At 69.5% G+C, this 24,133-nt stretch carries 24 protein-coding genes and 1 riboswitch; of the genes, 11 read left to right on the top strand and 13 right to left on the bottom strand.

Annotated features, from left to right (window positions below):
- Positions 1-20: 20 nt before the first annotated feature.
- Positions 21-950, bottom strand: a complete 930-nt coding sequence (locus AC07Q9_RS15685; protein ID WP_495310599.1) for an AraC family transcriptional regulator — start codon at positions 948-950, stop codon at positions 21-23.
- A gap of 204 nt (positions 951-1,154) precedes the next feature.
- Between AC07Q9_RS15685 and AC07Q9_RS15680 the strand changes: the two genes are divergently transcribed.
- The 3 genes from AC07Q9_RS15680 to AC07Q9_RS15670 are packed head-to-tail and all read left to right on the top strand — an operon-like array spanning position 1,155 to position 4,291.
- Complete coding sequence (locus AC07Q9_RS15680) at positions 1,155-1,502, top strand: c-type cytochrome (protein WP_495310597.1); 348 nt, start codon at positions 1,155-1,157, stop codon at positions 1,500-1,502.
- 37 nt (positions 1,503-1,539) lie between these two features.
- On the top strand, positions 1,540-2,013 hold the full coding sequence (locus tag AC07Q9_RS15675) for a (2Fe-2S)-binding protein (protein ID WP_495310595.1): 474 nt from the start codon (positions 1,540-1,542) through the stop codon (positions 2,011-2,013).
- A gap of 13 nt (positions 2,014-2,026) precedes the next feature.
- Positions 2,027-4,291 (top strand): xanthine dehydrogenase family protein molybdopterin-binding subunit, encoded by a 2,265-nt coding sequence (locus AC07Q9_RS15670; RefSeq protein WP_495310593.1) that lies wholly within the window; start codon positions 2,027-2,029, stop codon positions 4,289-4,291.
- Between the two features lie 34 nt (positions 4,292-4,325).
- Here AC07Q9_RS15670 and AC07Q9_RS15665 read toward each other — a convergent pair whose 3' ends face one another.
- Positions 4,326-5,318, bottom strand: a complete 993-nt coding sequence (locus AC07Q9_RS15665; protein WP_495310591.1) for an alpha/beta hydrolase — start codon at positions 5,316-5,318, stop codon at positions 4,326-4,328.
- A gap of 216 nt (positions 5,319-5,534) precedes the next feature.
- The gene (locus AC07Q9_RS15660; protein ID WP_492682661.1) at positions 5,535-6,347 is read right to left on the bottom strand and encodes a helix-turn-helix transcriptional regulator; all 813 of its coding nucleotides are present in this window, start codon (positions 6,345-6,347) and stop codon (positions 5,535-5,537) included.
- Between the two features lie 103 nt (positions 6,348-6,450).
- Between AC07Q9_RS15660 and AC07Q9_RS15655 the strand changes: the two genes are divergently transcribed.
- On the top strand, positions 6,451-8,016 hold the full coding sequence (locus AC07Q9_RS15655) for an MFS transporter (protein ID WP_495310590.1): 1,566 nt from the start codon (positions 6,451-6,453) through the stop codon (positions 8,014-8,016).
- 3 nt (positions 8,017-8,019) lie between these two features.
- Here AC07Q9_RS15655 and mutL read toward each other — a convergent pair whose 3' ends face one another.
- Positions 8,020-9,918: a DNA mismatch repair endonuclease MutL gene (gene mutL, locus AC07Q9_RS15650; protein ID WP_495310588.1), complete on the bottom strand. Its 1,899-nt coding sequence runs from the start codon at positions 9,916-9,918 to the stop codon at positions 8,020-8,022.
- A gap of 251 nt (positions 9,919-10,169) precedes the next feature.
- On the opposite strand from mutL, the gene AC07Q9_RS15645 reads away from it, so the two are divergent.
- From AC07Q9_RS15645 to AC07Q9_RS15635, 3 genes are all read left to right on the top strand, one after another.
- A complete protein-coding gene (locus AC07Q9_RS15645) occupies positions 10,170-11,960 on the top strand; it encodes an IlvD/Edd family dehydratase (RefSeq protein WP_495310587.1) in 1,791 nt (596 codons plus the stop codon).
- A 317-nt stretch (positions 11,961-12,277) separates the two neighbouring features.
- Entirely contained in the window at positions 12,278-13,099 is an 822-nt protein-coding gene (locus AC07Q9_RS15640) for a fumarylacetoacetate hydrolase family protein (protein ID WP_495310585.1), read from the top strand.
- Positions 13,100-13,156: 57 nt separating this feature from the next.
- Entirely contained in the window at positions 13,157-14,509 is a 1,353-nt protein-coding gene (locus AC07Q9_RS15635; protein ID WP_082818212.1) for an MFS transporter, read from the top strand.
- 4 nt (positions 14,510-14,513) lie between these two features.
- Here the strand turns inward: AC07Q9_RS15635 and AC07Q9_RS15630 are convergent, their stop codons facing one another.
- Both AC07Q9_RS15630 and AC07Q9_RS15625 read right to left on the bottom strand, forming a co-directional pair.
- Positions 14,514-15,452, bottom strand: coding sequence for a LysR family transcriptional regulator (locus AC07Q9_RS15630; protein ID WP_495310583.1), 939 nt, complete (start codon positions 15,450-15,452; stop codon positions 14,514-14,516).
- A complete protein-coding gene (locus tag AC07Q9_RS15625) occupies positions 15,449-15,958 on the bottom strand; it encodes a GNAT family N-acetyltransferase (RefSeq protein WP_495310582.1) in 510 nt (169 codons plus the stop codon). Before AC07Q9_RS15625 ends, AC07Q9_RS15630 begins: the two co-directional genes overlap by 4 nt.
- Before the next feature lie 49 nt (positions 15,959-16,007).
- Between AC07Q9_RS15625 and AC07Q9_RS15620 the strand changes: the two genes are divergently transcribed.
- On the top strand, positions 16,008-16,673 hold the full coding sequence (locus AC07Q9_RS15620) for a DedA family protein (protein ID WP_495310581.1): 666 nt from the start codon (positions 16,008-16,010) through the stop codon (positions 16,671-16,673).
- 73 nt (positions 16,674-16,746) lie between these two features.
- Here AC07Q9_RS15620 and AC07Q9_RS15615 read toward each other — a convergent pair whose 3' ends face one another.
- Together AC07Q9_RS15615 and AC07Q9_RS15610 are read right to left on the bottom strand one after the other, a co-directional pair.
- On the bottom strand, positions 16,747-17,037 hold the full coding sequence (locus AC07Q9_RS15615; RefSeq protein WP_223301444.1) for a YMGG-like glycine zipper-containing protein: 291 nt from the start codon (positions 17,035-17,037) through the stop codon (positions 16,747-16,749).
- A gap of 157 nt (positions 17,038-17,194) precedes the next feature.
- The gene (locus tag AC07Q9_RS15610) at positions 17,195-17,632 is read right to left on the bottom strand and encodes a helix-turn-helix domain-containing protein (RefSeq protein ID WP_489058698.1); all 438 of its coding nucleotides are present in this window, start codon (positions 17,630-17,632) and stop codon (positions 17,195-17,197) included.
- A gap of 84 nt (positions 17,633-17,716) precedes the next feature.
- On the opposite strand from AC07Q9_RS15610, the gene AC07Q9_RS15605 reads away from it, so the two are divergent.
- Positions 17,717-18,586 (top strand): class I SAM-dependent methyltransferase, encoded by an 870-nt coding sequence (locus tag AC07Q9_RS15605; RefSeq protein WP_495310579.1) that lies wholly within the window; start codon positions 17,717-17,719, stop codon positions 18,584-18,586.
- Positions 18,579-19,079 carry a DUF2938 domain-containing protein gene (locus tag AC07Q9_RS15600; protein ID WP_495310578.1) on the top strand — a complete coding sequence of 167 codons (501 nt, stop codon included), beginning with the start codon at positions 18,579-18,581 and terminating at the stop codon, positions 19,077-19,079. Before AC07Q9_RS15605 ends, AC07Q9_RS15600 begins: the two co-directional genes overlap by 8 nt.
- Position 19,080: 1 nt before the next feature.
- On the opposite strand, the gene AC07Q9_RS15595 is transcribed toward AC07Q9_RS15600, so the two are convergent.
- Both AC07Q9_RS15595 and tsaE read right to left on the bottom strand, forming a co-directional pair.
- Positions 19,081-20,592, bottom strand: a complete 1,512-nt coding sequence (locus AC07Q9_RS15595) for an N-acetylmuramoyl-L-alanine amidase (RefSeq protein WP_495310576.1) — start codon at positions 20,590-20,592, stop codon at positions 19,081-19,083.
- Complete coding sequence (tsaE, locus tag AC07Q9_RS15590) at positions 20,589-21,083, bottom strand: tRNA (adenosine(37)-N6)-threonylcarbamoyltransferase complex ATPase subunit type 1 TsaE (protein WP_056579690.1); 495 nt, start codon at positions 21,081-21,083, stop codon at positions 20,589-20,591. The genes AC07Q9_RS15595 and tsaE overlap by 4 nt, the downstream gene beginning before the upstream one ends.
- Here tsaE and queG point away from each other — a divergent pair.
- Entirely contained in the window at positions 21,069-22,151 is a 1,083-nt protein-coding gene (queG, locus tag AC07Q9_RS15585; protein ID WP_495310575.1) for a tRNA epoxyqueuosine(34) reductase QueG, read from the top strand. The two genes, tsaE and queG, sit on opposite strands and share 15 nt — an antisense overlap.
- Here the strand turns inward: queG and arsC are convergent.
- Genes arsC through AC07Q9_RS15570 form a run of 3 tightly spaced genes read right to left on the bottom strand, consistent with a single transcriptional unit; the run spans position 22,148 to position 23,793 of the window.
- A complete protein-coding gene (gene arsC / locus AC07Q9_RS15580; RefSeq protein WP_390342810.1) occupies positions 22,148-22,528 on the bottom strand; it encodes an arsenate reductase (glutaredoxin) in 381 nt (126 codons plus the stop codon). The genes queG and arsC overlap by 4 nt on opposite strands.
- 24 nt (positions 22,529-22,552) lie before the next feature.
- Entirely contained in the window at positions 22,553-23,236 is a 684-nt protein-coding gene (locus AC07Q9_RS15575) for a glutathione S-transferase family protein (RefSeq protein WP_495310573.1), read from the bottom strand.
- Between the two features lie 44 nt (positions 23,237-23,280).
- Positions 23,281-23,793 carry a 6,7-dimethyl-8-ribityllumazine synthase gene (locus tag AC07Q9_RS15570; RefSeq protein WP_489058692.1) on the bottom strand — a complete coding sequence of 171 codons (513 nt, stop codon included), beginning with the start codon at positions 23,791-23,793 and terminating at the stop codon, positions 23,281-23,283.
- A 113-nt stretch (positions 23,794-23,906) separates the two neighbouring features.
- A riboswitch (FMN riboswitch) is annotated at positions 23,907-24,065 on the bottom strand.
- Positions 24,066-24,133: the final 68 nt, after the last annotated feature.

Below are 24,133 nucleotides of genomic sequence, written 5' to 3'. Positions count from 1 at the left end.
CTTGCCCGCGACGCCGTGCGTCAGGCGACGGCGGTCGTGTCGCGCATCCGCCGGATGTCGCGCAGCGGCGGCGCACCGAACAGGCGCGCGTACTCGCGGCTGAACTGCGAGGCGCTTTCGTAGCCCACGCGCACGCCGGCGGTGCCCGCATCGATGTTCTGGTTCAGCATCAGCTGCCGCGCTTCCTGCAGGCGCAGCTGCTTCAGGTACTGCATCGGGCTCATGCCCGTCACGGCGCGGAAGTGCTGGCGGTAGGTCGACGGGCTCATGTGCGCGGACGCGGCCAGCTCGTCCGCCTGCACGGGCTTCCTGAAATTCATCTTGAGCCACGCCAGGCTCTGCGCCACCTGCTGGCAGGGCGAGCCGACGGTCACGAGGCGCTGCAGCTGCGGGCCGTGGCGCCCGGCGAGCAGGCGTACGACGATTTCCTTCTGCAGCAGCGGCGCGAGCTGCGGAACGAGCCGGGGCTCGGCCAGCAGCTCGACGAGCCGCGTGACGGTGCCCAGCAGCGTCGGGTCGAGCGCGCCCAGCGACAGGGCGCGCTGGTTGTGGGGCTCCCTGGACGGCGGCGGCAACGCCATCTCGGTCGCCACCTGCACGATGGCGCGCGGATCGAGCCGGATCATGAGGCCCAGGAAGGGCTGCGCCGCGCTGGCGCGGGTGACGTGCGCCACCACGGGCAGGTCGGCCGTGATCAGCAGCGACTGGCCGGCGCCGTACTCGTAGATCTCGTCGCCGAGCGCCGCGCGCTTCTGTCCGCCGACGGTGATGCCCAGGCCGAAGCCGTAGATGCAATGCACGGGCTCGGTCGCGGCGCTGCGGCGGTGCAGCGAGAGTTCGGGAATGGCGGTGGCGTGGTCGCCGTCGTTTCGGGCAATGCGCCCGACGGCCGTGGCCAGGGCACCGAGGACGGCCGAATCGTCTGGCTGCGTCGGCTGTAGCACTTCCATCTGAATCCTTTCGGGTGCTTGCGCAAAGTCTAGCGGGCGCATCTCATGCGCTTGGCGTTTTTGGCGCAGTCTCGTTGTTTCAGGCAAGAACGCGCGCGGATTGGGCAAGTGGCGGCGGGCGCTTCGTCGGACACTGGCCGCCGCGAAGTCCTGCCGCGCGTGGCGCGAGGACCGTGCTTCCCCTCCACGATGATGAAAAAAGAAATGACCCACGACGAACGACATCCGCATCGCATCACCGCCTCGCTCGTGGCCGCACTGGCCGTCGGCGCGAGCATGGCCGGGTCCGCGCCCGCTTTCGCCAGCACCGCGCTGGCGCAGAAGTACGCGTGCGTGGCTTGCCACCAGCCCGCCGTGAAGGTGGTGGGCCCTTCCTGGAAAGAGATCGGCGCGCGCTACGGCGACGGCAAGGGCACGGCCGCGCAGCTGGCCGCCAGCATGAAGGCCGGCAGCTCGGGCAAGTGGGGCGCGATGCCCATGCCCGCGCAAGCCCAGGTGCCCGACGGGGACCTGCAGGCGCTCGCGCAATGGGTGCTCGACGGCGCCAAGTGAACCAGATCGTTTCAACCCACCCACGGAGAAAACCCACATGAGCGCGCTCCACGTCAACGGCCGTGACCACACGGTCGACGCCGACCCCGGCACCCCCATCCTCTGGGCCCTGCGCGACACGCTGGGCATGACCGGCACCAAGTTCGGCTGCGGCGCGGCGTTGTGCGGCGCCTGCACCGTGCACATGGACGGCCAGGCCATCCGCTCGTGCATCACGCCCATCGCTGCGGCCGAGGGCAAGAAGATCACCACCATCGAAGCCGTGACCGGCGGCAACGACCGCGTGGGCGCGGCCGTGCATGCCGCGTGGGTCGAGCACGACGTCGCGCAGTGCGGCTACTGCCAGAGCGGCCAGATCATGAGCGCGACTGCCTTCCTGCAGTCGCTGCCCAAGGGCAAGCAGCCCAGCACCGACGAGATCGACTCGGCCATGGCCGGCAACATCTGCCGCTGCGGCACCTACGCCCGCATCCGCGCCGCCGTGGCCGATGCGGCCAAGACCCTCGCCTGAAGGAGCCGACGACATGCTGCCCCACATCGACTACAACGACCTGCCGCGCGCGCTGCAGCGCCTGATGGCCCCGCCTGCAACCGATGAAGCTGACGAGGTCGCCACGCTGCCCCGTCGCAGCTTCCTGAAGATGGCCGGCGCCGGTGGCCTCGTGCTCGGCGCTTTCCCCCACATGGCCATGGCGCAGGCCGACGGCCCGGCCAAGGCCGGCGGTGCGCTCAAGCCGACGCAACAGCCCTCGGCCTTCGTGCAGATCGCGCCCAACGGCGAGGTCACGGTGACCATCAACCGCCTCGAGTTCGGCCAGGGCGTGCAGACCGGCCTGCCGATGATCCTGGCCGAGGAGCTCGACGCCGACTGGGCCCTGGTGCGCAGCCGCAGCGGCACCAACGATGCCGCCTACGCCGACCCGCTGTTCGGCATGCACCTGACCGGCGGCTCCAACTCGATCAAGAACAGCTACACGCAGTACCGCGAACTGGGCGCGCGTGCGCGGGCCATGCTGCTGTCGGCTGCGGCTCAGCGCTGGAAGGTCGACGTGGCCACGCTGCGCACGCAGGCCGGCACGGTGATCGGCCCCGGCGGGCGCAAGGCGGGCTACGGCGAGCTGGCCGAAGCGGCCATGGCGCTGCCGGTGCCCGAGCAGGTCACGCTGAAGAGCCCGAAGGACTTCCGGATCATCGGCCGCCCGACCACGCGCCTGGACGCGCGCGCCAAGAGCAGCGGGCGACAAGACTTCGGCATCGACGTGAAGCAGTCCGGCCTGCTCACGGCCGTGGTGGCGCATCCGCCCGTGTTCGGTGCCCGCCTGGCCTCGGTGGACGACAGCGCGGCGCGCGCCGTCAAGGGCGTGAAGGCCGTGCTGCGCATTCCGCTGGACCGCGGCGCCGAGGGCGTGGCCGTGGTGGCCGACGGCTACTGGCCCGCCAAGCTGGGCCGCGACGCGCTCAAGCTGCAGTGGAACACCGATGCGGTGGAGAAGGTCGACAGCGACAAGCAGCTGGTGCAGTACCGCGAACTGGCCGGGCGCCCCGGCAACCGCAAGTTCGACGCCGACATGGCGCCGCTGGCCGGCGCGCCGCACAAGCTCGAGGCCGAGTTCGTGTTTCCCTACCTGGCCCATGCGCCCATGGAGCCGGAGAACTGCACTGTGAAGCTGTCGGACGGCCGCGCCGAGCTGTGGGTCGGCACGCAGTCTGCCGACCTCGACGGCCAGGCCGCGGCGCGCACGCTGAAGCTCGACCCCACGCAGGTGAAGGTGAACGTGCAGATGGCGGGCGGCGGCTTCGGCCGGCGCTTCGTGGGCTCGAGCGACTTCGTCGTCGAGGCCTGCGAGATCGCCAAGGCCGCGCGCACCGCCGGCCTGAAAGACGCACCCGTGCGCCTGCTGTGGAGCCGCGAGGACGACATCAAGGGCGGCTACTACCGCCCCATGCACCTGCACCGCGCACGCATCGGCTTCGACGAACGCGGCAAGATCCTGGCGTGGGACCACGTGATCGTGGGCCAGTCGATCACCGGCGGCACGGTGTTCGCCGGCTCCATGGTGAAGGACGGCATCGACGCCACGGCCGTCGAGGGCATGCGCGATCCGTACCCCGTGCCGATGCGCCTCACGGTGCACCACCCGCAGGTCAACGTGCCGGTGCTGTGGTGGCGCAGCGTGGGCTCCACGCACACCGCCTTCGTGATGGAAACGCTGATCGACGAGATCGCCCGCACGACCAAGCAGGACCCGGTGGCCTACCGCATGAACCTCTTCGGCGACAAGCACCCGCGCCACCGCGCCGCGCTGCAGCTGGCCGTGGACAAGAGCGGCTACGGCAAGAAGAAGCTGGCCGAAGGCCGCGCTTGGGGCGTGGCCGTGCACGAGTCCTTCGAGTCGGTGGTGGCCTATGTGGTCGAAGCGTCGGTGAAGGACGGCCAGCCGGTGCTGCACCGCGTGACCTCGGGCGTGCACTGCAACCTGGCGGTGAACCCGCGCAGCGTGGAAGCGCAGGTGCAGGGCGCGGCGGTGATGGGGCTGTCGACCTGCCTGCAGGGCAGCGCCATCACGCTGAAGGACGGCGTCGTGCAGCAGGGCAACTTCGGCGATTTCACGGTGGCGCGCATCACGCAGGTGCCCGAGTTCGACGTGCACATCGTGCCCAGCGCCGATGCGCCCAAGGGGATGGGGGAGCCCGGCCTGCCGCCGCTGGCGCCTGCGTTCGCGAATGCCGTGGCGCGGCTGACGGGCAAGCCCTTGCGCCAGCTGCCGTTCGACCTGGCCTCGGCCTGACGCGGGAACGGAGCCGGCGGGAAAAGCCGGCCGCCTAGATGGCGGCGGGGGCGGGCGTCTGCACCTCGCCCCGCACGCTCTGCGGCGACAGCGCAGCAGAGGGTGAAGACGGCTGCGAAGGCTGCGGCGACACCAGCCGCGGCTGCGGCCGGTTGTCCGCCACGGTGCTGCTGCCTTCGGGCTTCATGCGGAACAGCTGCGACAGCGCCGCGCGGTACTGCGTCGCGCCCACCGAGTTGGTGTTGTGGTGCGAGCCGCCCTCGACCAGCACGAACATCTTGGGCACCGTGGCCGCGTCGTACAGCTTGCGCCCGAGCGTCGGGTTGATCAGGCTGTCGGCAGTGCCGTGCACCACCAGCAGCGGCGCGCCGATGTCCTTGACGGTGTTGATCGCCTCGAAGCGCTGCGTGATGAACGGGCCGAAGGGCAGCCAGCCCCACTTGAAGCTGCTGACCACGTCGGCGATGGAGGTGAAGGTGCTCTCGACGATGGTGCCGCTCTCGTCGTTCACCGTGGCCGCCAGGTCGATGCCGATGGCGCCGCCCAGCGAGTGGCCGAAGATGTAACGGTGTTGGCGCGGATGACGCGCGGCCAGCCAGGTCCAGGCGGCGCGGGCGTCTTCGCGGGCCGAGGCTTCCGAAGGCAGGCCCTTGGAACTCTTGCCGAAGCCGCGGTAGTCGATGGCCAGCACCGAGAAGCCCAGCTCGTGCATGCGCTGGATGCGCGGCGCCGAGCCGGCCACGTTGTAGCGCGCACCATGCAGGTACAGCAGCACGGGGGTCTCGGTGGTTTCAGGGGCGCCGCCGAGCCACAGGCCATGCAGGCGCGCCGGTTCACCGGTGATGGACGACTGGAAGTCGATCCACACGTCCTGCATGCCTTCGGTCATCTGGGCCGAGTTGCCCCAACTGCGGTCGCTGGGCTGAAAAATCCATTCGCGCTGGCGTTCGTCGAGGGTCGAACAGCCGGCGGCCAGCAGGGCACAGAGCGAAAAGATGGACGCGAGGAGGGGCCAGCGTTTGATCATTGCGTGGAGGGACAGCGAAAGTCGGCCGAAAGTTCATCTGCTTGCTTTCTGAAACGCGTCGGCATCGCGAGTCATATTCCCCCTGTGCAGCGCTCGCCGGCGCCTGGCACGAGACCATGCAACGTGCGTGCCCGCACCGTGGATGACGCTGCAAAACCCTCGAAAACCCTCGAAATGGGCGCTGACAGCGCCGATCTGCCCCGCAGGCCGCGGGGTTCAGCCCGGTGCCGGCTGCACGAAATACACCACCATCCGCAGGTGCCGGTGCGCGTCGACGACCAGCGTTTCGTGGTGAAACTCCAACGGCCCGGTGTCGGTCCTGTCGGCCATCCGTACGCATCCGAGGCCGCGCCGGGCGGTCGCGCTGTCGGGGGTGTCCCACCAGCGGCGGAAGTCGGGCGAGAGTTCTTTCAGGTCTGCGACCAGGCCGAGCATGGCCGGATCGTCGGGGGCGATGGCGAAGTCGTAACGGAATTGCGCCAGCAGCCGGGGCGCATCGTCGCGCCAGGCGGGCAGGCGGCGCCGCAGTTCGGGGTCGGCGAACACCATGCGCAGCAGGTTGCGCACTTCGGGTTCGCGCGCGCTGAAGCCGAACAGCGCCTCGGCCGCCGCGTTCCAGGCCACGACATCCCAGCGCAGGTTGCACACGTAGGCAGGGCGGGTCGGCAGGTCGTCCATCAGCTGCTGGATGTGGGGCGTGACCGACACCGGCTGATAGGCCTCGGGCGGCGGGGGCCGCTTGTGGGCCAGCAGGAACAGGTGGCTGCACTCGGCGTCGTCGAGCTTCAAGGCATGCGCCACGCCGAGCAGGAATTTTTGCGACACCTGGATCTCGCGCCCCTGTTCGAACCACGTGTACCAGGTGAGCCCCACACCAGCCATCACCGCGACCTCTTCGCGCCGCAGGCCGGGCGTGCGGCGCCGCCCCTGGGAGGGCAGGCCGACATCGGCGGGCGTGAGCTTGCGGCGGTGCCGGGTCAGGAACTCCGACAGCTCGTTCTTGGTGCGGCTGAGGCTGCGTTCGATCAAGGCTGTTGTCTCCAGTAATAGGATAAACGCTTAAATTGTAATGTGATGATCTTGTCCTGAAGATGGGGCTTCCGCAACCCGAACGTGCACCTGGAGGCCTCTTTTGACAGCACCTTGCGATTCACTTTCCCTTTCCCACAGCCTTCCGGCCGCGAGGCGCGAAGGCCGCGCAGGCGCCCGCGAATGGACCGGGCTTGCGCTGCTGGCGCTGCCGACCTTCCTGCTCGGCCTCGACCTCACGCTGCTGCACCTCGCATTGCCCGCGCTGGCCCTGGACCTGCGCCCCACGAGCGCGCAGGCGCTGTGGATCGTCGATGCCTACGGTTTCATGATTGCCGGCTTTCTCGTCACGATGGGCACACTGGGCGACCGCATCGGGCGGCGCAAGCTGCTCATGGTGGGGGCGGCGGCGTTCGGCGTGGCGTCGGTGATCGCGGCCTGTTCGACCAGCGCCAACCAGCTGATCGCCGCGCGTGCCGTGCTCGGCGTGGCGGGCGCGACGCTGATGCCGTCGACGCTGGCGCTGATCAGCAACATGTTCCTGCACCCGCACCAGCGCGCACTGGCGATCGGGCTGTGGGCGACCATGTTCGCGCTCGGCATGGCGGCCGGGCCGGTGGTGGGCGGCCTGCTGCTCGCGCACCACGGCTGGGGCGCGGCCTTTCTGGTCGCGCTGCCGGTGGTCGGGCTGCTGCTGGTGGCGGCGCCGTTCCTGCTGCCGGAGTACCGCGCGCCGCAGCAGGGGCGGCTCGATCTGCCCAGCGTCGCGCTGTCGCTGCTTGCCTTGCTGCCGGTGGTCTTCGGCATCAAGCAGGTCGCGAAGGACGGGATCGGCGTCGGGGCCGTGCTGGCGCTCGTTGGTGGGCTGGCCTTCGCGCTGGGGTTCATCCGGCGGCAACGGCGGCTGCGCCATCCACTGATCGACCTCGACCTGTTCGCCAGCCGGGCCTTCAGCATCGCGCTGGTGGTGTTGCTGGTGGGGCTCGTTGGTGTCGGCGGCACGATGCTGCTGGTGACCCAGTACCTGCAGCTGGTGGCGGGCCTGTCACCACTCGCGGCCGGGCTGTGGATGGGGCCGCCGGCGCTCGCCATGGTGGCGGCCGGCATCACGGCGCCGCTGCTGGCGCGGCGCATCCGGCCGGGCCATGTGATGGCGGGCGCGCTGGGGTTGTCGGTCGTGGGCTACCTGATGCTGAGCCAGCTCGATCGCACGCCGCATGGCATTGCGCTGGTGACGGCCGCGTTCTCGCTCGTGTACCTTGGCCTGGGCACCATCGCCGCGCTGGGCACCGACCTGGTCGTGGGCGCCGCGCCACCCGAGAAGGCGGGATCGGCTTCGGCCTTGTCCGAAACGGTGCAGGAGCTGGGCCTGGCCGTGGGCATCGCCACGCTGGGCAGCCTGACGACGGCGGTGTATCGCACGCGGATGGGCGAGCCGATCGACGGCATGAGCGTGGCGCTTCAACGCGCGGTATCGGACAGCCTGGCCGGCGCTACAGCGGTCGCGCATGAATTGCCCGCTGGCGTGCTCGAACAGGCACAAGCCGCCTTCCTCGCGGGACTGAATGCCGCCGCAGCCACCAGCGCCGTCAGCATCGCAATCCTGGCGGTGCTGGCCGCCGTCACGCTGCGGCATGTCGGCGTGGCCGCCGATGACGCGAAACCTTGAGGCTCAGCGCCCGCGCATGAACAGCGAATCGAGCTCGCGGATCGACAGCTGGCGCCAGGTCGGCCGGCCGTGGTTGCACTGGTCGGAGCGCTCGGTGGCTTCCATCTGGCGCAGCAGGCCGTTCATCTCGTCGATGGTGAGCTTGCGGTTGGCGCGCACCGCGCCGTGGCAGGCCATGGTCGACAGCAGCTCGTTCTGCGCGCGCTGCACCACGGTGCTCGCGTCGTGCTGGCCCAGCTCGGCGAGCACGCTGCGCGCCAGCTCCACCGGGTCGCCGTCGGCCAGCGTGCCGGGCACGGCGCGCACCGCCAGCGTGCGGGCCGAGAAGGGCGTGATCTCCAGCCCCAGCGTGGGCAGCACCTCGGCGCAGGCCTCGGCCGTGGCCACTTCCTGCGGCGTGGCCGCGAAGGTGGCCGGAATCAGCAGCGGCTGGCTCGTGATGGCCGCGCCGTCGAGTTGGGTCTTGAGCCGCTCGTAGACGATGCGCTCGTGCGCCGCGTGCATGTCGACGATCACGAGGCCCTGGCTGTTCTCGGCCAGGATGTAGATGCCCTGCAGCTGGGCCAGCGCGCGGCCCAGCGGCCAGGCGTCCTGGTTCATGACGGGGGCGGGAGCGGGCGCTTCGTCTTCCGGCAGCCCGACCGGCGCGCGGAACGACATCGCCGGCGCTTCGGTCTGCCACTGCGACGGGGCCGTGACCGGCGCATGCCCTTGCTCCTCGGTGCGCCGCGGCCACATGGCCTCGAAGTCGCCGGTGCCGCGCTCGCGCGCCTGGAACGGGATCGCGGGCTGCGACCAGCTGGCGCTCGGCGGCAGCGGTGTCTGCTTGAAGAAGGGCTGCGGCGGTACGTCGGCCGGTGCCAGGGCATCGCCGGCGCGCGGCGCTGCGAGCGCGTCCTCGATGGCGTGGCGCACCGCCTGGTGCACCTCGCGCCCGTCGCGGAAGCGCACCTCGATCTTGGTCGGGTGCACGTTGACGTCGACGCGCGCGGGGTCGATCTCCAGGTACAGCACGTACACCGGCTGGCGCTGGCCGTGCAGCACGTCTTCGTAGGCGCTGCGCACTGCGTGCGACAGCACCTTGTCGCGCACGAAGCGGCCGTTGACGTAGAAGAACTGCTGGTCGTTGCGCGAGCGCGCCGCATCGGGAATGCCGGCGCGGCCGACCACGCGCACCGGGCCGCCTTCGCGCAGCACGGAGACGCTCTGCGACACGAAGTCGTCGCTCAGCGCATCGGCCAGCCGCTGCTCGGGCGTGGCGGCGGCGCGCCATTGTTCGATCAACTTGCCGTCGTGCCAGACCGAGAAGCCCACCTCGGGCCGCGCCAGCGCATGGCGGCGCACCGCCTCGATGCAGTGGGCCAGCTCGGTGGCGTCGGTCTTCAGGAACTTGCGCCGCGCGGGCGTGGCAAAGAACAGCTCGCGCACCTCGACCGTGGTGCCCACCGAACGCGCCACCGGCCGCAGCTCGCCGGTGCCGCCATCGAGCACGAAGGCGCTGTCGGCGCCGGTGAAGCGCGAGAGGATGCTGAGCTCGGCGATCGCGTTGATGGCCGCGAGCGCCTCGCCGCGAAAGCCCATGGTGCCGACCGTTTCGAGGTCGCTCAGGCTCGCGATCTTGCTGGTGGCGTGGCGGCGCAGCGCCACCGTGAGTTCCTCGCGCGGAATGCCCAGGCCGTCGTCTTCGACCGAGATCAGCCGCACGCCGCCCGAGGCCAGCCGCACGGTGATCTGGCGCGCGCCGGCGTCCAGCGCGTTGTCGAGCAGTTCGCGCACCACCGAGGCGGGGCGCTCGACCATTTCACCGGCGGCGATCTGGCTGATCAGCTCGTCGGGGAGTTCACGGATCGGGCGGCGTTCGGCGGGGGGGAGGGAGGAGGGTAGGGCACTCACCGGAAACATTCTAAAAGCGGGGGCGCGGACCGGACTTTCTACAGGGTATCGAGGTGTTCGGGAGGTGTATTTGGCGCGCTTATACCGATCCTCAACCGATCTCATTGGCTTTGGCGAAGGCGAAAACCTAAGCTCCCCTTCGCCAACGTATTCGCACAACAAGAACGCACCGGAGACACCCAGGACACCGCCATGGCCCACCGCCATGCCGCGCAGGGGGCCGCCGCGCGCGTTCGCCGACCACCCTGAAAGCCGACGCCATGACGACACCCCGCCCCCTGCGCTCCGCCGCCTGGTTCAACAACCCCGAACACAGCGAACTCTCGGTCCTGCACCTGGCCTGGTTCCTGAACTACGGCCTCACCCGCGAAGAGCTGCAATCGGGCAAGCCGATCATCGGCATCGCGCAAAGCGGCTCCGACCTCACGCCCTGCAACCGCCACCACCGCGAGCTGTCGCTGCGGGTGCGCGAAGGCATCCGCGAGATGGGCGGCATCGCGATGGAGTTCCCGATGCACCCGATCCAGGAGAACGGCCGCCGCCCCACGGCCGCGCTCGACCGCAACCTGGCCTACCTGGGGCTCGTCGAGATCCTCACCGGCTACCCGATCGACGGCGTGGTGCTGACCACCGGCTGCGACAAGACCACGCCCGCCGCGCTGATGGCTGCTGCCACCGCCAACATCCCCGCCATCGTGCTGTCGGGCGGCCCGATGCTCAACGGCTGGCACGAAGGCCAGCGCACCGGCACCGGCACCACGCTGTTCAAGGCGCGCGAGCTGTTCGCCAAGGGCAGCATCGACTTCCCCGGCTACATCGACCTCGTGGGCTCCACCGTGCCCTCGGCGGGCCACTGCAACGTGATGGGCACCGCCTCGACCATGAACGCCCTGGCCGAAGCCCTGGGCATGAGCCTGCCCGGCTGCGCGGCCATTCCCGCGCCGTACCGCGAGCGCGGCCAGATGGCCTACGAAACCGGCCGGCGCATCGTCGACATGGTGCGCGAAGACCTCAAGCCTTCGGACATCCTCACGCGCTCGGCCTTCGAGAACGCGATCGTCGTCAACTCGGCCATCGGCGGCTCGACCAACGCGCCGATCCACCTCATCGCCATCGCCAAGCACGCCGGTGTCGAACTCAACATCCAGGACTGGGAAACGGTCGGCCTCGACGTGCCGCTGCTGCTCGACATGCAGCCCGCCGGCAAGTACCTCGGCGAGGAGTTCTACCGCGCGGGCGGCGTGCCGGCGGTGGTCGCCGAGCTGCATCGCCACGGCCTGATCCGCACCGACGCGCGCACCGTCAACGGCCACACCCTGGCGACCAACTGCGCCGACGCGCCGGTGAAAGACGCCGACGTGATCCGCCCCTTCGACCAGCCGCTGCGCGAGAACGCCGGCTTCCTCGTGATGTCGGGCAACCTCTTCGATAGCGCGATCATGAAAACCAGCGTGATCTCCGACGAGTTCCGCGCGCGCTACCTGAGCCAGGCCGGCGACCTCGATGCCTTCGTGGGCCGCGCCATCGTGTTCGACGGCCCGGAAGATTTCGAAGCCCGCATCGAAGACCCGTCGCTGGACATCGACGCCAGCTGCATCCTGTTCATGCGCGGCGTCGGCCCCATCGGGCATCCGGGCTCGTCGGAAGTGGTCAACATGCGCGCGCCGTCGCACCTGCTCAAGAGCGGCGTGTCGGCCTTGCCCTGCATCGGCGACGGCCGGCAGTCGGGCACCTCGGGCTCGCCGTCGATCCTCAACGCCTCGCCCGAAGCCGCCGCAGGCGCCGGCCTGGCGCTGCTGCAGACCGGCGACAAGGTGCGCGTGGATTTGAAGGAACGCACCGTCAACATGCTCGTCGACGACGCGGTGTTGCAAGCGCGCGCCCGTGACCTCGAAGCGAAGGGCGGCTACCCGATTCCCGCGAGCCAGACGCCGTGGCAGGAGATCCAGCGCGCGATGGTGGACACGCTGTCCGAAGGCATGGTGCTGAAGCCGGCGACCAAGTACCAGCGGGTGGCGCAGACGGCGGGGATTCCGCGTCGCAACCACTGAGGGCTGTTGCTGTTCAGGGCGCGATCACGCCGACGGGGCACCTTGCTCCGCGAATGTCCCCCGCCCTTCGGGCTCCTCCTTGATTTCGCTGCGCAAGGCACCCCATCAGCGTGATCGTTGTTCGCAGCCGTCGTTGATCGGCGAGCACCCGCAGCGTGCCCTCGTGCGCAGGGCATTGGGTGCTCCCCGCAGCGAAATCAAGGAGGAGGCCGCAGGCCGGGGGACATTCGCGGAGGGGAGTACCCGATGTCCTGTGCACGCGCCCTGAAGCCACACCTGCAACCAGAATTTTTTCAATTCAAAAGAAGGAGTCAGACATGAAGTGGATGAGCGTTCAAACGCCGCAGGGCCCCCGCGTGGGCTACATCAAGGACGGCGCACTGCAGCCCGTCAATGTGAGCCGCATGCAGGAGATCGTCGAAGGGAAAGCCTGGAACGATGCAGGCAATCCGATCCCCCTCGCCGACGTCAAGCCCACCTTGCCGTTCGCCCCAAGAAACATCATCTGCATCGGCGCCAACTACCGCGACCACTGCATCGAGACCGGCCTGGCCATCCCCGAGAAGCCCGTCGTCTTCGCCAAGTTCAGCAACACGCTGGCAGCCGACGGTGACGCGATCACCTGGCCCGAAGGCTTCACCGAGAAGGTCGACTGGGAAGCCGAACTCGGCGTCGTCATCGGCAAGCGCGCACAGGGTGTGAGCGAAGCTGACGCGCTCTCGCACGTGTTCGGCTACGTCGCCGCCAACGACGTGAGCGCGCGCGACGTGCAACTGGGCGAGGCGCAATGGGTGCGCGGCAAGTCGCTCGACGGCTTCTGCCCGCTGGCGCCCACCGTCGTCACGCGCGACGAAGTGGCCGACGTGCAATCGCTGGGCATCCGCTGCCTCGTCAACGGCGAGGCCGTGCAGTCGTCCAACACCAGCGAAATGATCTTCTCGGTCGCGTTTCTCATCGCGTACCTCTCGCGCGCCATCACGCTGGAGCCGGGTGACCTGATCCTCACCGGCACGCCCGCCGGCGTCGGCCTGGGCCTCAAGCCGCCACGCTTCCTGAAGCGCGGCGACGTGGTCTCGGTCGAGATCGACGGGCTGGGTTCGGTGACGAACCCGGTCCACGGCGCCATCGCACGCGGTTAGCACGCGGCTAGCCTCCACGGCTTCCAGACAGACATACCTATTCAGGAGACAACAACAATGACAACCACGAGTCCCTACGGCGAACTGGTCACAGGCGCCATCCACAAGGCGCGCTGGCGCCTGCTGCCCATGCTGATCGTCATGTACATCATGTCGATCCTCGACCGCGTGAACGTCGGCTTCGCCAAGCAGGCGCTGCAGATCGACACCGGCCTGAGCAACAGCGCCTTCGCGCTCGGCGCCGGCATCTTCTTCGTGAGCTACGCGATCTTCGAAGTGCCGAGCAACGTGATCCTGTCGCGCGTCGGCCCGCGCATCTGGCTGTGCCGGATCATGGTCACCTGGGGGCTCGTGGCCTCGGCCATGATGTTCGCGACCACCGAGACCTCCTTCTACGTGCTGCGCTTCCTGCTCGGCATCGCGGAGGCGGGCTTCTACCCCGGCGTGCTGCTCACGCTGACCTACTGGTTCCCGGCCAAGGTGCGCGCGCAGGCCAACGGCATCCTGCTGTTCGGCTTTGCGGGCGCGCTCGTCATCGGCGGGCCGATCTCCGGTGCGCTGCTCGACATGAACGGCATCGGCGGGCTCAAGGGCTGGGAGTGGATGTTCCTCATCGAGGGCCTGATGGCCGTGGTGGTGGGCATCGTGGCCTTCTTCGTCATCGTCGATCGGCCGCACAACGCGCCCTGGCTCACGAGCGCGCAGCAGAACGCGCTGCAGGCCGTGCTCGACCAGGAAGCGGCGGAGAAGTCGGCCGACAGCCCGCAGACCGTGTGGCAGACGCTGTGCAATCCGCGGGTCATGTTCTTCGCGCTGAACTTCTTCATCGTGCAGATCGCCGCCTACGGCCTCATCTTCTATCTCCCGACCCAGGTGGGGCAGATCCTGGGCCAGAAGATCGGCCTGCTGGTCGGCTTCGTCACCAGCATTCCGTGGCTGCTGGCGCTGTTCGTCGTGTACTTCGTCACGCGCTGGTCCGACCGCCACCACGACCGCCGCCGCGTCACCGTGGCCACGCTGTACACGATCTTCGGCGTGTGCGTGTGCCTGTCGGCGCACGGCTCGCCGATCTTCGCGATCGCGGCGCTGTCCATCGGCGCGTCGACCTACCTGTCGGGCACGCCGATCTTCTATGCCTTCCTGTCGGAGCGGCTGTCGGGCCTGGGCATTGCCACGGGCATCGCACTGGTCAACTCCATCGGCAACCTCGGCGGCTTCGTGGCGCCCAACCTGCGGACCTACGTGGAGCAGAACCACGGCGGCTCGGCCGCGGGTCTGTACACGCTGGGCAGCGCGGCGCTGCTGGCCGCGCTGATGCTGGCGCTGATGCCCAAGGGCTGGCGCGTGGCGAAGAAGAGTGGGGCTGCGGCGGCGCCGGCGGCCGTGCTCGACGGCCGGGCACGCGCCTAGTCGTTCAGAAGGCCTGTCGCCAGACGCGCGACAGGGCCTGCCACGCGCAGTCCACCTCCGGCCGCTTGAGCGCGCCGGCCAGGCATACAAAGCGCAGGTCGCAGCCGATGCTCACGCGGTCGGCAATGACCAGGCCGTCGCGCTGGCTGGCCTGCAGCGCCAGCGCGTCGCGCGCCAGCGAAATGCCCACGCCGGCGCGCACCAGCGCCAGCATCGACATCTCCTGGTCGGCCTGCGCGGCTTTCTTCAGCACCAGCTTGTGGGCCTGCAGCACCGGCGCCAGCAGCCGCGAATGCGAGGAGGTCGGCGGCGCCAGCACCCACGGCAGGTAGGCCAGCTCGGGCCAGTCGCGGCCCAGCACCTGCGGCGCCCAGCCGCTCGGGCCGATCACCTGGTAGTTGAAGCGCGCCAGCACCTGCGAATGGAACAGCGCGCCGTCGTGGCGCCGTGACGCGGCGCTGGCCTGCGGCAGGTCGGTGGCCTCGGGGTCGCCGAGGTAGAAGCCGATGTCGAGTTCCTTGTTGAGCAGTTGGGCGAGCACGTCGCCGCTCGTGCCCTGGTGCAGCTCGGTCTCCAGCTCGGGCGCCAGCGCCACCAGTTCGGTGAGGAAGGGGCTGAGCCGCGTGAAGTCGGGGTCGAGGATGGTGCCGATGCGCAGCGAGCCGCGCACGCCGCCCTTGAGCCGCTCGGCGGCCACCGCGAAATCGTTCAGGCTCTCCAGCGCATGCTCCGCGTGGTTGAGCAGCGCTGCGCCGTCGCGCGTGAGCAGCAGGCCGGTGGGCGTGCGCTGGAACAGCTCCAGCTCGACCAGCGCGCCCAGCTCCTTGAGCTGCAGGCTCACGGCCGGTTGCGTGAGAAACAGGCGCTGCGCGCCGCGCGACACCGAGCCCTCGCGGGCCACGGCCACGAAGGCCTGCAGGAGCCGGGGCTCGATCTTCTTCATGCCGCGCCGGGGAAAGGCTGCAGCTGCTTGTACATGACGAACGCGTCCACGAAGCCCAGCTGCGGATGCCTGAATGCGCCCGGCAAGGTGCCGACGATGGCGAAGCCCATGTGCTGCCACAGCCGCACCGCGCGCTCGTTGGTGGACACGACGAAGTTGAACTGCATCGCCAGGAAGCCCATGCGCAGGGCCTGCTGCTGCGAGTGTTCGCACAGCGCCGAGGCCACGCCCAGGCCGCGCGCCGCCTCGGACACCACATACCCGCAGTTGCTCACGTGCGCGCCCTGGCCGGGCTGGTTGGGGCGGATCACATAGGTGCCGAGCACGGCGCCTTCGTCGCTGCAGGCCACGAAGGTCAGGGTGGGCACCTTCATCCACGAATGGCGGGCCTGTTCTTCCGTCACATCGGGCGGGTAGGTGTAGGTGTCGCCGCGGCGGAACGTCGGTTCGAGGATGGCCCAAATGGCAGGCCAGTCGGCATCGAGAGCTTCGCGGATCTGGATCATGGGGTGATTCGGAAAGGGTGCGGCATGCCAACAAGGATAATCCGCGCCCATGGAAATCATCAGCTTTCTCGTCGACTTCATCCTTCACGTCGACAAACACCTCGAGGCCTTCGTGGTCGCCTACGGCCCCTGGGTCTATGCGCTGCTGTTCCTGATCGTGTTCGTCGAGACCGGCGCGGTGGTCATGCCCTTCCTGCCGGGCGACTCGCTGCTGTTCATCGTCGGTGCGCTGTGCGGCATCGGGCTCATGAGCTTTCCGCTGGCCTGCGGCATCCTGATCGCGGCGGCCATCCTGGGCGACCAGTGCAACTACTCGATCGGGCGCTACTTCGGGCCCAAGGTGTTCCAGTGGGAGAACTCGCGCTTCTTCAACCGAAAGGCCTTCGACCAGGCCCACAGCTTCTACGAGCGCTACGGCGGCATCACCATCGTGCTGGCGCGCTTCATGCCGTTCATCCGCACCTTCGCGCCTTTCGTGGCCGGCGTGGCCGAGATGAACCGCGCCAAGTTCACGGCCTACAACGTGGGCGGCGCGCTGCTCTGGGTGCTGGGCATCGCCACCGCGGGCTACTTCTTCGGCAACCTGCCGTTCGTGCGCCAGCACCTGGACAAGATCATCTGGGCGCTGATCTTCGTGCCCGGCCTGCTGGCGATCTTCGGCGCGTGGCGCGCCTCGAAGGCCGAGAAGGCGCGGGCGGCGGCCTCGCAGTCCTGAGCCGTTCCCGGCTCGCCCCCAAGAAAAAACGCGCCCGAGGGCGCGTTTTTTCGTTGGGGGTTGGAACGATCAATCAGTAGCGCGGCCCGTTGTCCGGGTAGTAGCCACTGCCGCGCGGGTAGCGCTGCTGGTTGTAGTAGTTGCGCTCGTCGACGTTGCGGCCCACCTGGTTGCCGATGATGCCGCCGATGGCCGCGCCGCCGAGCGTGCTGCCCGTGTTGCCGCCGATCGCATGGCCCACCGCCGCGCCGCCGAGTGCGCCAATGCCGGTGCCGAGGTTCTGGTTCGGACCGCTCGCACAACCTGCCAGCGTCATGACCGAAGTGGCAGCTGCAGCGGCGATCCAGAGACGTGTCTTCAACATGAGGTCCACCTTTCGAGAGTGATGACCCATCATGGTCAAAAGTATGCATTTCGCGGTGTAGGAGCCTGCCGCGCTTGCCTGTGCGCGGTCGTGGGCCGCACCGCGTGGGACAGGGCGCGTGTTGCGGGACGCAAGGCCTGCAAGCAAACGCGTGGGGTCAAGCAGCGCGCGGCTTGCGCGGCGTCGGCGCCTTTTTCTTCGGGGCTTCCAGCGCGCCCGACGACGCGGCCCGCAGGATGCGGCGGAAGGTGGGGCATTCCATATGGCTGGGCGCGGGGCAGACCGCCGCATGCCGCAGGCCATCGCGCATCGCCGTGAGCTGGCGGATCGTGCGGTCGAGGTCCTGCGCCTTGTCCGCGAGCACCTGCCGGTCGATGCGCGGCTTGCCTTCGGGCGAGAACATGTGGCCGATTTCCTCCAGCGAGAAACCGGCGGCACGCCCCAGCGCGATGAGCGCCAGCCGCTCCAGCACCTCGGGCGCGAACACGCGGCGCAGGCCGTGCCGGCCGGTCGAGGCGATCAGCCCTTTTTCTTCATAGAAGCGCAGCGTCGAGGCGGGAACGCCGGCGCGTTGCGCGACTTCCGAAATGTCCATGTGCCGGCCCCTCTTGACTTCAAGTCGACTTGAATTGGCACAGTCTAGCTCTCGCCGCTTGAAGGCACCTGAAGGAAAACGATCATGGACGACACATCTCCCGCCAATGCCGAGCAGGCCGCCCTGTGGAACGGCCACGCCGGCAGCGCCTGGGTCCACACGCAGGCCGTGCTCGACGCGATGTTCCAGCCGCTCGAAGCACGGCTGAGCGACGCGGTGCGCGCCGTGGGCGCCCACCGCGTGCTCGACGTGGGCTGCGGCACCGGCCGCACGACGCTCGCCGTGGCGCGGCAGCTCGGCCCGGCGGGCCAGTGCCTCGGCGTCGATATCTCGGCGCCGATGATCGAGGCGGCGAAGGCCCGCGCTGCGCGCGAGGTGCTCCCGTCGGCCCGCTTCGTCTGCGCCGACGTGCAGGGCCACGCCTTCGAGCCCGCCGCGTTCGACACGGTGATCTCGCGCCTGGGCGTGATGTTCTTCGACGACCCGGTGCGAGCCTTCGCGAACCTGCGGCGCGCGGCGACCGACGGCGCGGCCCTGCGCTGCATCGCCTGGCGCGGCGGGGCCGACAACCCGTTCATGACAACGGCCGAGCGCGCCGCCGCGCCGCTGCTGCCCGGCCTGCCGCCGCGCCTGCCGAACGCACCGGGCCAGTTCGCGTTCGCCGACCGCGCGCGGGTCGCGGGCATCCTCGCGGCGAGCGGATGGGGCGAGGTCAATATCCAGCCCTTCGAGGTCGAATGCGCGTTCCCCGCGACGGCGCTGGCCGACTACTTCACGCGGCTCGGGCCGGTCGGCCTGGCCCTGCAGGAGGTGGATGCCGCGACGCGCGCGCAGGTCGTCGAGACGCTGCACGCCGCGTTCGCGCCCTATGTGCAGGGCGACGACGTGCGCTTTGTCGCGGCCTGCTGGATGATCGCGGCGCGCGCGCCGACGCGGGAGCGTGGCCATGTCTGAAGCCGTCGAACTCGCGCTGCGCACGCTGTGGGTCGGCGCCGGCGCGACCGTGGTGATGGACCTGTGGGCCGTGCTGCGCCAGCGCCTGTTCGGCATTCCCTCGCTGGACTACGCGCTCGTGGGCCGCTGGCTCGTGCACCTGACGCGCGGGCGCTTCTTTCACGACCCCATCGGCAAGTCGCCGCGCGTGGCCGGCGAGGGCGTCATCGGCTGGACCGCGCACTACCTGCTCGGCATCGCGTTCGCGGCCGTGCTGCTCGCGGGCTGGGGGCTGGCGTGGGCGCGCCAGCCGACGCTGGTGCCCGCGTTGATCGTCGGCATCGGCACCGTGCTCGTGCCGTTCTGCGTGATGCAGCCGGCGATGGGCGCGGGCTTCGCGGCGCGCCGCACGCCGCGTCCTGCGATGGCGCGGTTCCAGAGCGTGGTCACGCACAGCGTCTTCGGCGTCGGCCTTTATCTGGCCGCGTGGGTCGCCCGCGTGGCGGGCTTCTAGGTCAGAGCTGCCGGCTGCGCGCGAGCGGCGGGTTCTGCGCGAAGTAGCGCTGGATGCCGCGCATCAGCGCGTCGGCCAGGTTCTCCTGGTAGTCGGCGCGGCGCAGGTTGGCCTCTTCCTCGGGGTTGCTGATGAAGGCCGTCTCGACCAGCACGCTCGGGATGTCGGGCGCCTTCAGCACCGCGAAGCCGGCCTGCTCGACCTGCGCCTTGTGCAGCCGCGCGCCGATGCCCTTGATCTCGCCGAGCATCGCGCCGCCGAGCTTCAGGCTGTCGTTGATCTGCGCGGTGGTGCTCATGTCGAGCAGCGCGCGCTGCACCTGCGCCTCGTGGTTGCCCACGTTCACGCCGCCGACCTTGTCGGCGTCGTTCTCCTTGTTGGCCAGCCAGCGCGCGGCGCTGCTGGAGGCGCCGCTCTGGCTCAGGGCGAATACGCTGGCGCCGCGCGCGGCGGGCGTGGTGAAGGCGTCGGCGTGGATGCTCACGAACAGGTCGGCCTGCACGCGCCGCGCCTTCTGCACGCGAACGCCCAGCGGCACGAAGAAGTCGGCGTCGCGCGTGAGAAAGGCGCGCATCGGGCTGCCGTTGACGCTGGCTGCGTTGATGCGGTCGCGCAGGCGGTGCGCCACCTGCAGCACGATGTCTTTCTCGCGCGTGCCGTTCGGGCCGATGGCGCCGGGGTCTTCGCCGCCGTGGCCGGGGTCGAGCGCCACGATGATGATGCGGTCGGTGCGGCTGGCCGTGGCGCGCGGCGGCGGGCCGGGCGGCGTCACGGGGCGCGCCGGCGGAGGCGCTGCAGCCACCACGGGCGGCGGTGCCGGCGGCAGTGGCAGCGGCATGCCGCCAGGGGGCAGGGCCGGCGCGGGCCCGGAGGGCGCGGGGCGCGCGGCCTGCTGCGCCATCAGGTCGCCCAGCGGGTCGACGGGCGGCATGGCGGGGCGCACGGGCGCGGGGGCTGGTGATGGTGCGGCGGGCGGGGCGGTGGCGACGACCGGGCCGTTGCTCGGGGCGGTGGTGGTGGTGGTGGTGCCGTTCTTGGGCGCATCGCGCAGCCGCTCGGCGATCAGCGCTTCCATCGGGTCGATGGCCTGCTCGGGGTACAGGTCGAGCACCAGCCGGTGCTTGTAGGCGGCCACGGGCGCCAGCGAGAACACCTGCGGGCGCACGGTCTGCTTCAGGTCGAACACGATGCGCACCACCTTCGGTGCGTTCTGCCCGATGCGCAGGCCGTTGATGTACGGGTCGCCGGGCTTGATCTTGCCGACCAGGTCGCGCAGCTCGGTGTTCAGGTCGATGCCCTCGATGTCCACGGCCAGCCGGGGCGGGCTGCCGACCACCAGCTGCTGCGAGTTGAGGCGGGCGTCGGACTCGATGGTCACGCGGGTGTAGTCGGCGGCGGGCCACACGCGCACGGCGAGGATGCTGGCGCCGCGCGCGATCTGGTGCACGCCCAGCATCAGCGCGATGCTGCCGCCTTGCAGCAGCACGCGCCGTTTCAGGCCGGTCGCCTTCATGCGGCCAGGCACGCCAGCAGATCGCTGCCGCGAGGGGTGTTCGCCAGGAGGGTCACGCTGCGGGTGTCGTCGGTCATTGCTTCTATTTTAATAGCTAGGTCGGCAGGTGGGGTGCGCCCCGCGGCGTTTTCCGGCCACTCGGCCAGCTTGAGGCCCGGGCCCGCGAAGATGTCGCGGAAGCCCGCGTCGTCCCATTCGCGCGGATCGGCGAAACGGTAGAAGTCGAAGTGGTAGATGGCCAGCCCGTCGGGCGCCTCGTGCGGCTCGACCACCGCGTAGGTGGGGCTCTTGATGCGCCCGGTGATGCCGAGCGCGCGCAGCAGGTGACGCACGAAGGTGGTCTTGCCGGCGCCCAGGTCGCCCTGCAGCGCGATGAAAGCGTCGCGCAATGCGGGCGATGCGGCGAGCGCGCGCGCCAGCGCGTCGGTGTCGTCTTCGCCCTGCCAGCGCAGGGTGCGCGTTTCTACAATCGGCAAGTGATCGTCAGCCATCCACTCGTTGCTCGTATTCAGGCCTTGGCCCGGGAACTCGGATTCTCCCAAATCGGAATCGCGGGCGTCGATCTGTCGAGCGCCGAAGACGGTCTGATGCAATGGCTGGCCCATGGGTTCCATGGAGAAATGCAATACATGGCAACGCACGGCACGCGCCGCGCGCGGCCCGCGGAGCTGGTGCCGGGCACGGTGAGCGTGATCACCGCGCGCATGGACTACCTGCCGCGCGACACCGACGCCGAGTGGCAGGCCATCGAGTTCGACCGGCTGCGCCGGCCTGGCGAGGCCATCGTGTCGCTGTACGCGCGGGGCCGCGACTATCACAAGGTGCTGCGCAACCGCCTGGCCAAACTCGCCGAGAAGATCGCCGAGGAGGTCGGCCCCTTCGGCCACCGCGCCTTCACCGATTCGGCGCCGGTGCTCGAGGCCGAGCTGGCCTCGCGCAGCGGCCAGGGCTGGCGCGGCAAGCACACGCTGGTGCTCGACCGCGACGCGGGCTCGATGTTCTTCCTGGGCGAGATCTACGTCGACATGGCGCTGCCGCCGAGCGAGCCCGTCAGCGCGCACTGCGGCAGCTGCAGCGCCTGCATCGACGTGTGCCCGACGCGCGCCATCGTCGCGCCGCAGCGGCTCGATGCGCGCCGCTGCATCTCGTACCTGACGATCGAGCACGCCGGCGCCATTCCGGTGGAGCTGCGCCCGCTGATGGCCAACCGCATCTACGGCTGCGACGACTGCCAGCTGATCTGTCCCTGGAACAAGTTCGCGAAGAAGAGCACGCTGCCCGACTTCGACGCGCGCGAGGGGCTCACGGGCCGCACGCTGGCCGAGCTGTTCGCGTGGAGCGAGGAAGACTTCTTGCGCCGCACCGAAGGCAGCCCGATCCGCCGCATCGGCCACGAGCGCTGGCTGCGCAACATCGCGGTGGCGCTGGGCAATGCGGTGCGCTCAGGCGAGGTCGGCGCGAAGGAAGCGCTGGCCACGCGCGCTGAACACTCGAGCGTGTTGGTGCGCGAGCATGTCGCGTGGGGGCTGGCGCAGCAGCCTGCGGACTCGCCGGCTTAAGCGGGAAGGATCTCGCGCACGCGCTCCCACGGCCGGCACATCAGCGTGCCGCGCGGCGACACGACGATCGGGCGTTGCAGCAGGATCGGGTGCTCGACGATCGCATCGAACAGCTGGTCGTCGGTCAGTTGCTCGTTCGCCAGCTTCAACTCTTCGTAGGGCGCTTCCTTCGTGCGCAGCAGGTCGCGCGCCGTCAGGCCCATGGCCTTCGCCAGTTCGCGCAGCTTCTTCTTCGAGGGCGGCGTTTCCAGGTACAGGACGATCTCGGGCTCCACGCCGCTTTCGCGGATCAAGCCCAGCACGTTGCGCGACGTGCTGCAGTTGGGCTTGTGGTAGATCGTCATCGGGTAGGCGGTGGTCGGTGTGCGTGCGGTCATGGGGTCGATGATAGAAAACTGAGTTCAGCCGCCCGGCGCACTCGGGTCCAGCGAGAACGGAAAGCGCGCCGCCCAGAATGCCGCCAGCCGCGGCTCGGCATCCACGCGCCGCACCACCGGGGTCATGCGTGGCGCCACGCGGTAGAAGCGTCGGCGGCCTGGGGTCCAGCGCGACATCACGGTCACGTACAGGTCGAGCATGCTCAGCTTGTCGCCGAGCAGGTAGGGCGCGGGCTCGTCGATCTGCGTGTCCATCAGGTGCCAGCAGTGCGCGATGCGCTCGGCCGAACGTTCGAGCATCGCGGCCTGTGCGGCGGGGTCGGGCACGAGGCGCTGCGGGTCGTCGCGCACCCAGAACATCGAATAGATGGCCGCCGGCAGATAGACCATCCAGCGCAGGTAGCGCGTGCGCAGCGGATCATCGGGCGCGGGGCAGAGCCCGGCCTCGGGGTAGCGGTCGCCGAGCCAGATCAGGATGGCCGCGCTCTCGGTCATGACCTCGCCCGAAGGCAGCACGAGCGCAGGCACCTGGCGCATCGGGTTGATGCCCGCCACGCGCTCGCGTTCGGACTCGCCCTCCCACGGGGACATGTCGACAGTCTCGACCTGCGCGCCGATCAGCGTCAGCGCGGCGTGGATCGGCGTGGCGCCCGAACCGGGCGCGCCGTAGAGGGTGTAGCGGTCGCTGGAGGCGGATGGAGAGGCCATCCGCGCAGGGTACTGCAGGCCCGCGCCGCTTGCCAACTAGGGGGTCAGGCGGCCAGCAGCGCGTCGACCTTGTCCAGCGCCTCGAGCGTCTTGAAGCAGGCCTCGGCCACTTCCGTGCCCTTGATCGCGAAGTGGCGGTGGAAGTACTTGCGGTGCTCCACGTGCTCGTGGAAGTGGTGCGGCGTGAGCACGGCCGAGAAGATCGGCACGTCGGTCTCCAGCTGCAGCGACATCAGCGTGCTGACGACGGTGTTGGCGACGAACTCGTGGCGGTAGATGCCGCCGTCCACCACCAGCGCGCAGCCGATGATGGCCGCGTACTTGCCCGAGTTGGCCAGGCGCTTGGCGTGCAGCGGAATCTCGAAGGCGCCGGGCACATCGAAGATGTCGATGCGCTCGCGCGCCACGCCCAGCCGCGCCATCTCTTCGAGAAAGGCGTCGCGTGCCTGGTGGACGATGTCGGAATGCCATTGCGCCTCGACGAATGCGATGCGCTGGCCGCGCGGCGAACCCGACGCGGTGACGGCAGAAAGGGGAAGGTCGTTGATCTGACTCATGGTGTGCCTCTTGAAAGCAGGTTTCCTGAATCAGGGCGCACGAAACCACAGGCCCGCTCGCGCGCCGATCTGCCCAAAAAAAGCAAAGCAAGGCGCGCGGGCATGCCCGCATTTCGCGCTCTCTTTCATCCGGACTGTGACCGTCGGCTTCGGAATCGCACCGAAATCTGCTGACCCTCAAACCTGTGACAGGCCTGAGGCGCTCGCGGGCTTGTGCAACTTTCGTTGCCATCACCGCCGGTGGGGAATTGCACCCCGCCCTGAGAACGCTTGCCGTCCGGCGAACCGGACGACGGCGCGATTCTAGAAGCACGCCGCCGGGCCGGTTGTCGCCCGCGTG

This window comes from Variovorax sp. GW821-FHT09A10 (assembly GCF_059418385.1).
The sequence above is the reverse complement of the archived record's forward strand: the minus strand, read 5'-3'. Positions and strand labels throughout refer to the sequence as shown.

Bases quoted from the DNA above. Each gene is read 5' to 3' on its own strand.
- AC07Q9_RS15685 (WP_495310599.1), bottom strand. From the start codon at position 950: ATGGAAGTGCTACAGCCGACGCAGCCAGACGATTCGGCCGTCCTCGGT.
- AC07Q9_RS15680 (WP_495310597.1), top strand. From the start codon at position 1,155: ATGACCCACGACGAACGACATCCGCATCGCATCACCGCCTCGCTCGTG.
- AC07Q9_RS15675 (WP_495310595.1), top strand. From the start codon at position 1,540: ATGAGCGCGCTCCACGTCAACGGCCGTGACCACACGGTCGACGCCGAC.
- AC07Q9_RS15670 (WP_495310593.1), top strand. From the start codon at position 2,027: ATGCTGCCCCACATCGACTACAACGACCTGCCGCGCGCGCTGCAGCGC.
- AC07Q9_RS15665 (WP_495310591.1), bottom strand. From the start codon at position 5,318: ATGATCAAACGCTGGCCCCTCCTCGCGTCCATCTTTTCGCTCTGTGCC.
- mutL (WP_495310588.1), bottom strand. From the start codon at position 9,918: ATGTTTCCGGTGAGTGCCCTACCCTCCTCCCTCCCCCCCGCCGAACGC.
- AC07Q9_RS15645 (WP_495310587.1), top strand. From the start codon at position 10,170: ATGACGACACCCCGCCCCCTGCGCTCCGCCGCCTGGTTCAACAACCCC.
- AC07Q9_RS15640 (WP_495310585.1), top strand. From the start codon at position 12,278: ATGAAGTGGATGAGCGTTCAAACGCCGCAGGGCCCCCGCGTGGGCTAC.
- AC07Q9_RS15635 (WP_082818212.1), top strand. From the start codon at position 13,157: ATGACAACCACGAGTCCCTACGGCGAACTGGTCACAGGCGCCATCCAC.
- AC07Q9_RS15630 (WP_495310583.1), bottom strand. From the start codon at position 15,452: ATGAAGAAGATCGAGCCCCGGCTCCTGCAGGCCTTCGTGGCCGTGGCC.
- AC07Q9_RS15625 (WP_495310582.1), bottom strand. From the start codon at position 15,958: ATGATCCAGATCCGCGAAGCTCTCGATGCCGACTGGCCTGCCATTTGG.
- AC07Q9_RS15620 (WP_495310581.1), top strand. From the start codon at position 16,008: ATGGAAATCATCAGCTTTCTCGTCGACTTCATCCTTCACGTCGACAAA.
- AC07Q9_RS15615 (WP_223301444.1), bottom strand. From the start codon at position 17,037: ATGTTGAAGACACGTCTCTGGATCGCCGCTGCAGCTGCCACTTCGGTC.
- AC07Q9_RS15610 (WP_489058698.1), bottom strand. From the start codon at position 17,632: ATGGACATTTCGGAAGTCGCGCAACGCGCCGGCGTTCCCGCCTCGACG.
- AC07Q9_RS15605 (WP_495310579.1), top strand. From the start codon at position 17,717: ATGGACGACACATCTCCCGCCAATGCCGAGCAGGCCGCCCTGTGGAAC.
- AC07Q9_RS15600 (WP_495310578.1), top strand. From the start codon at position 18,579: ATGTCTGAAGCCGTCGAACTCGCGCTGCGCACGCTGTGGGTCGGCGCC.
- AC07Q9_RS15595 (WP_495310576.1), bottom strand. From the start codon at position 20,592: ATGAAGGCGACCGGCCTGAAACGGCGCGTGCTGCTGCAAGGCGGCAGC.
- tsaE (WP_056579690.1), bottom strand. From the start codon at position 21,083: ATGGCTGACGATCACTTGCCGATTGTAGAAACGCGCACCCTGCGCTGG.
- arsC (WP_390342810.1), bottom strand. From the start codon at position 22,528: ATGACCGCACGCACACCGACCACCGCCTACCCGATGACGATCTACCAC.
- AC07Q9_RS15575 (WP_495310573.1), bottom strand. From the start codon at position 23,236: ATGGCCTCTCCATCCGCCTCCAGCGACCGCTACACCCTCTACGGCGCG.
- AC07Q9_RS15570 (WP_489058692.1), bottom strand. From the start codon at position 23,793: ATGAGTCAGATCAACGACCTTCCCCTTTCTGCCGTCACCGCGTCGGGT.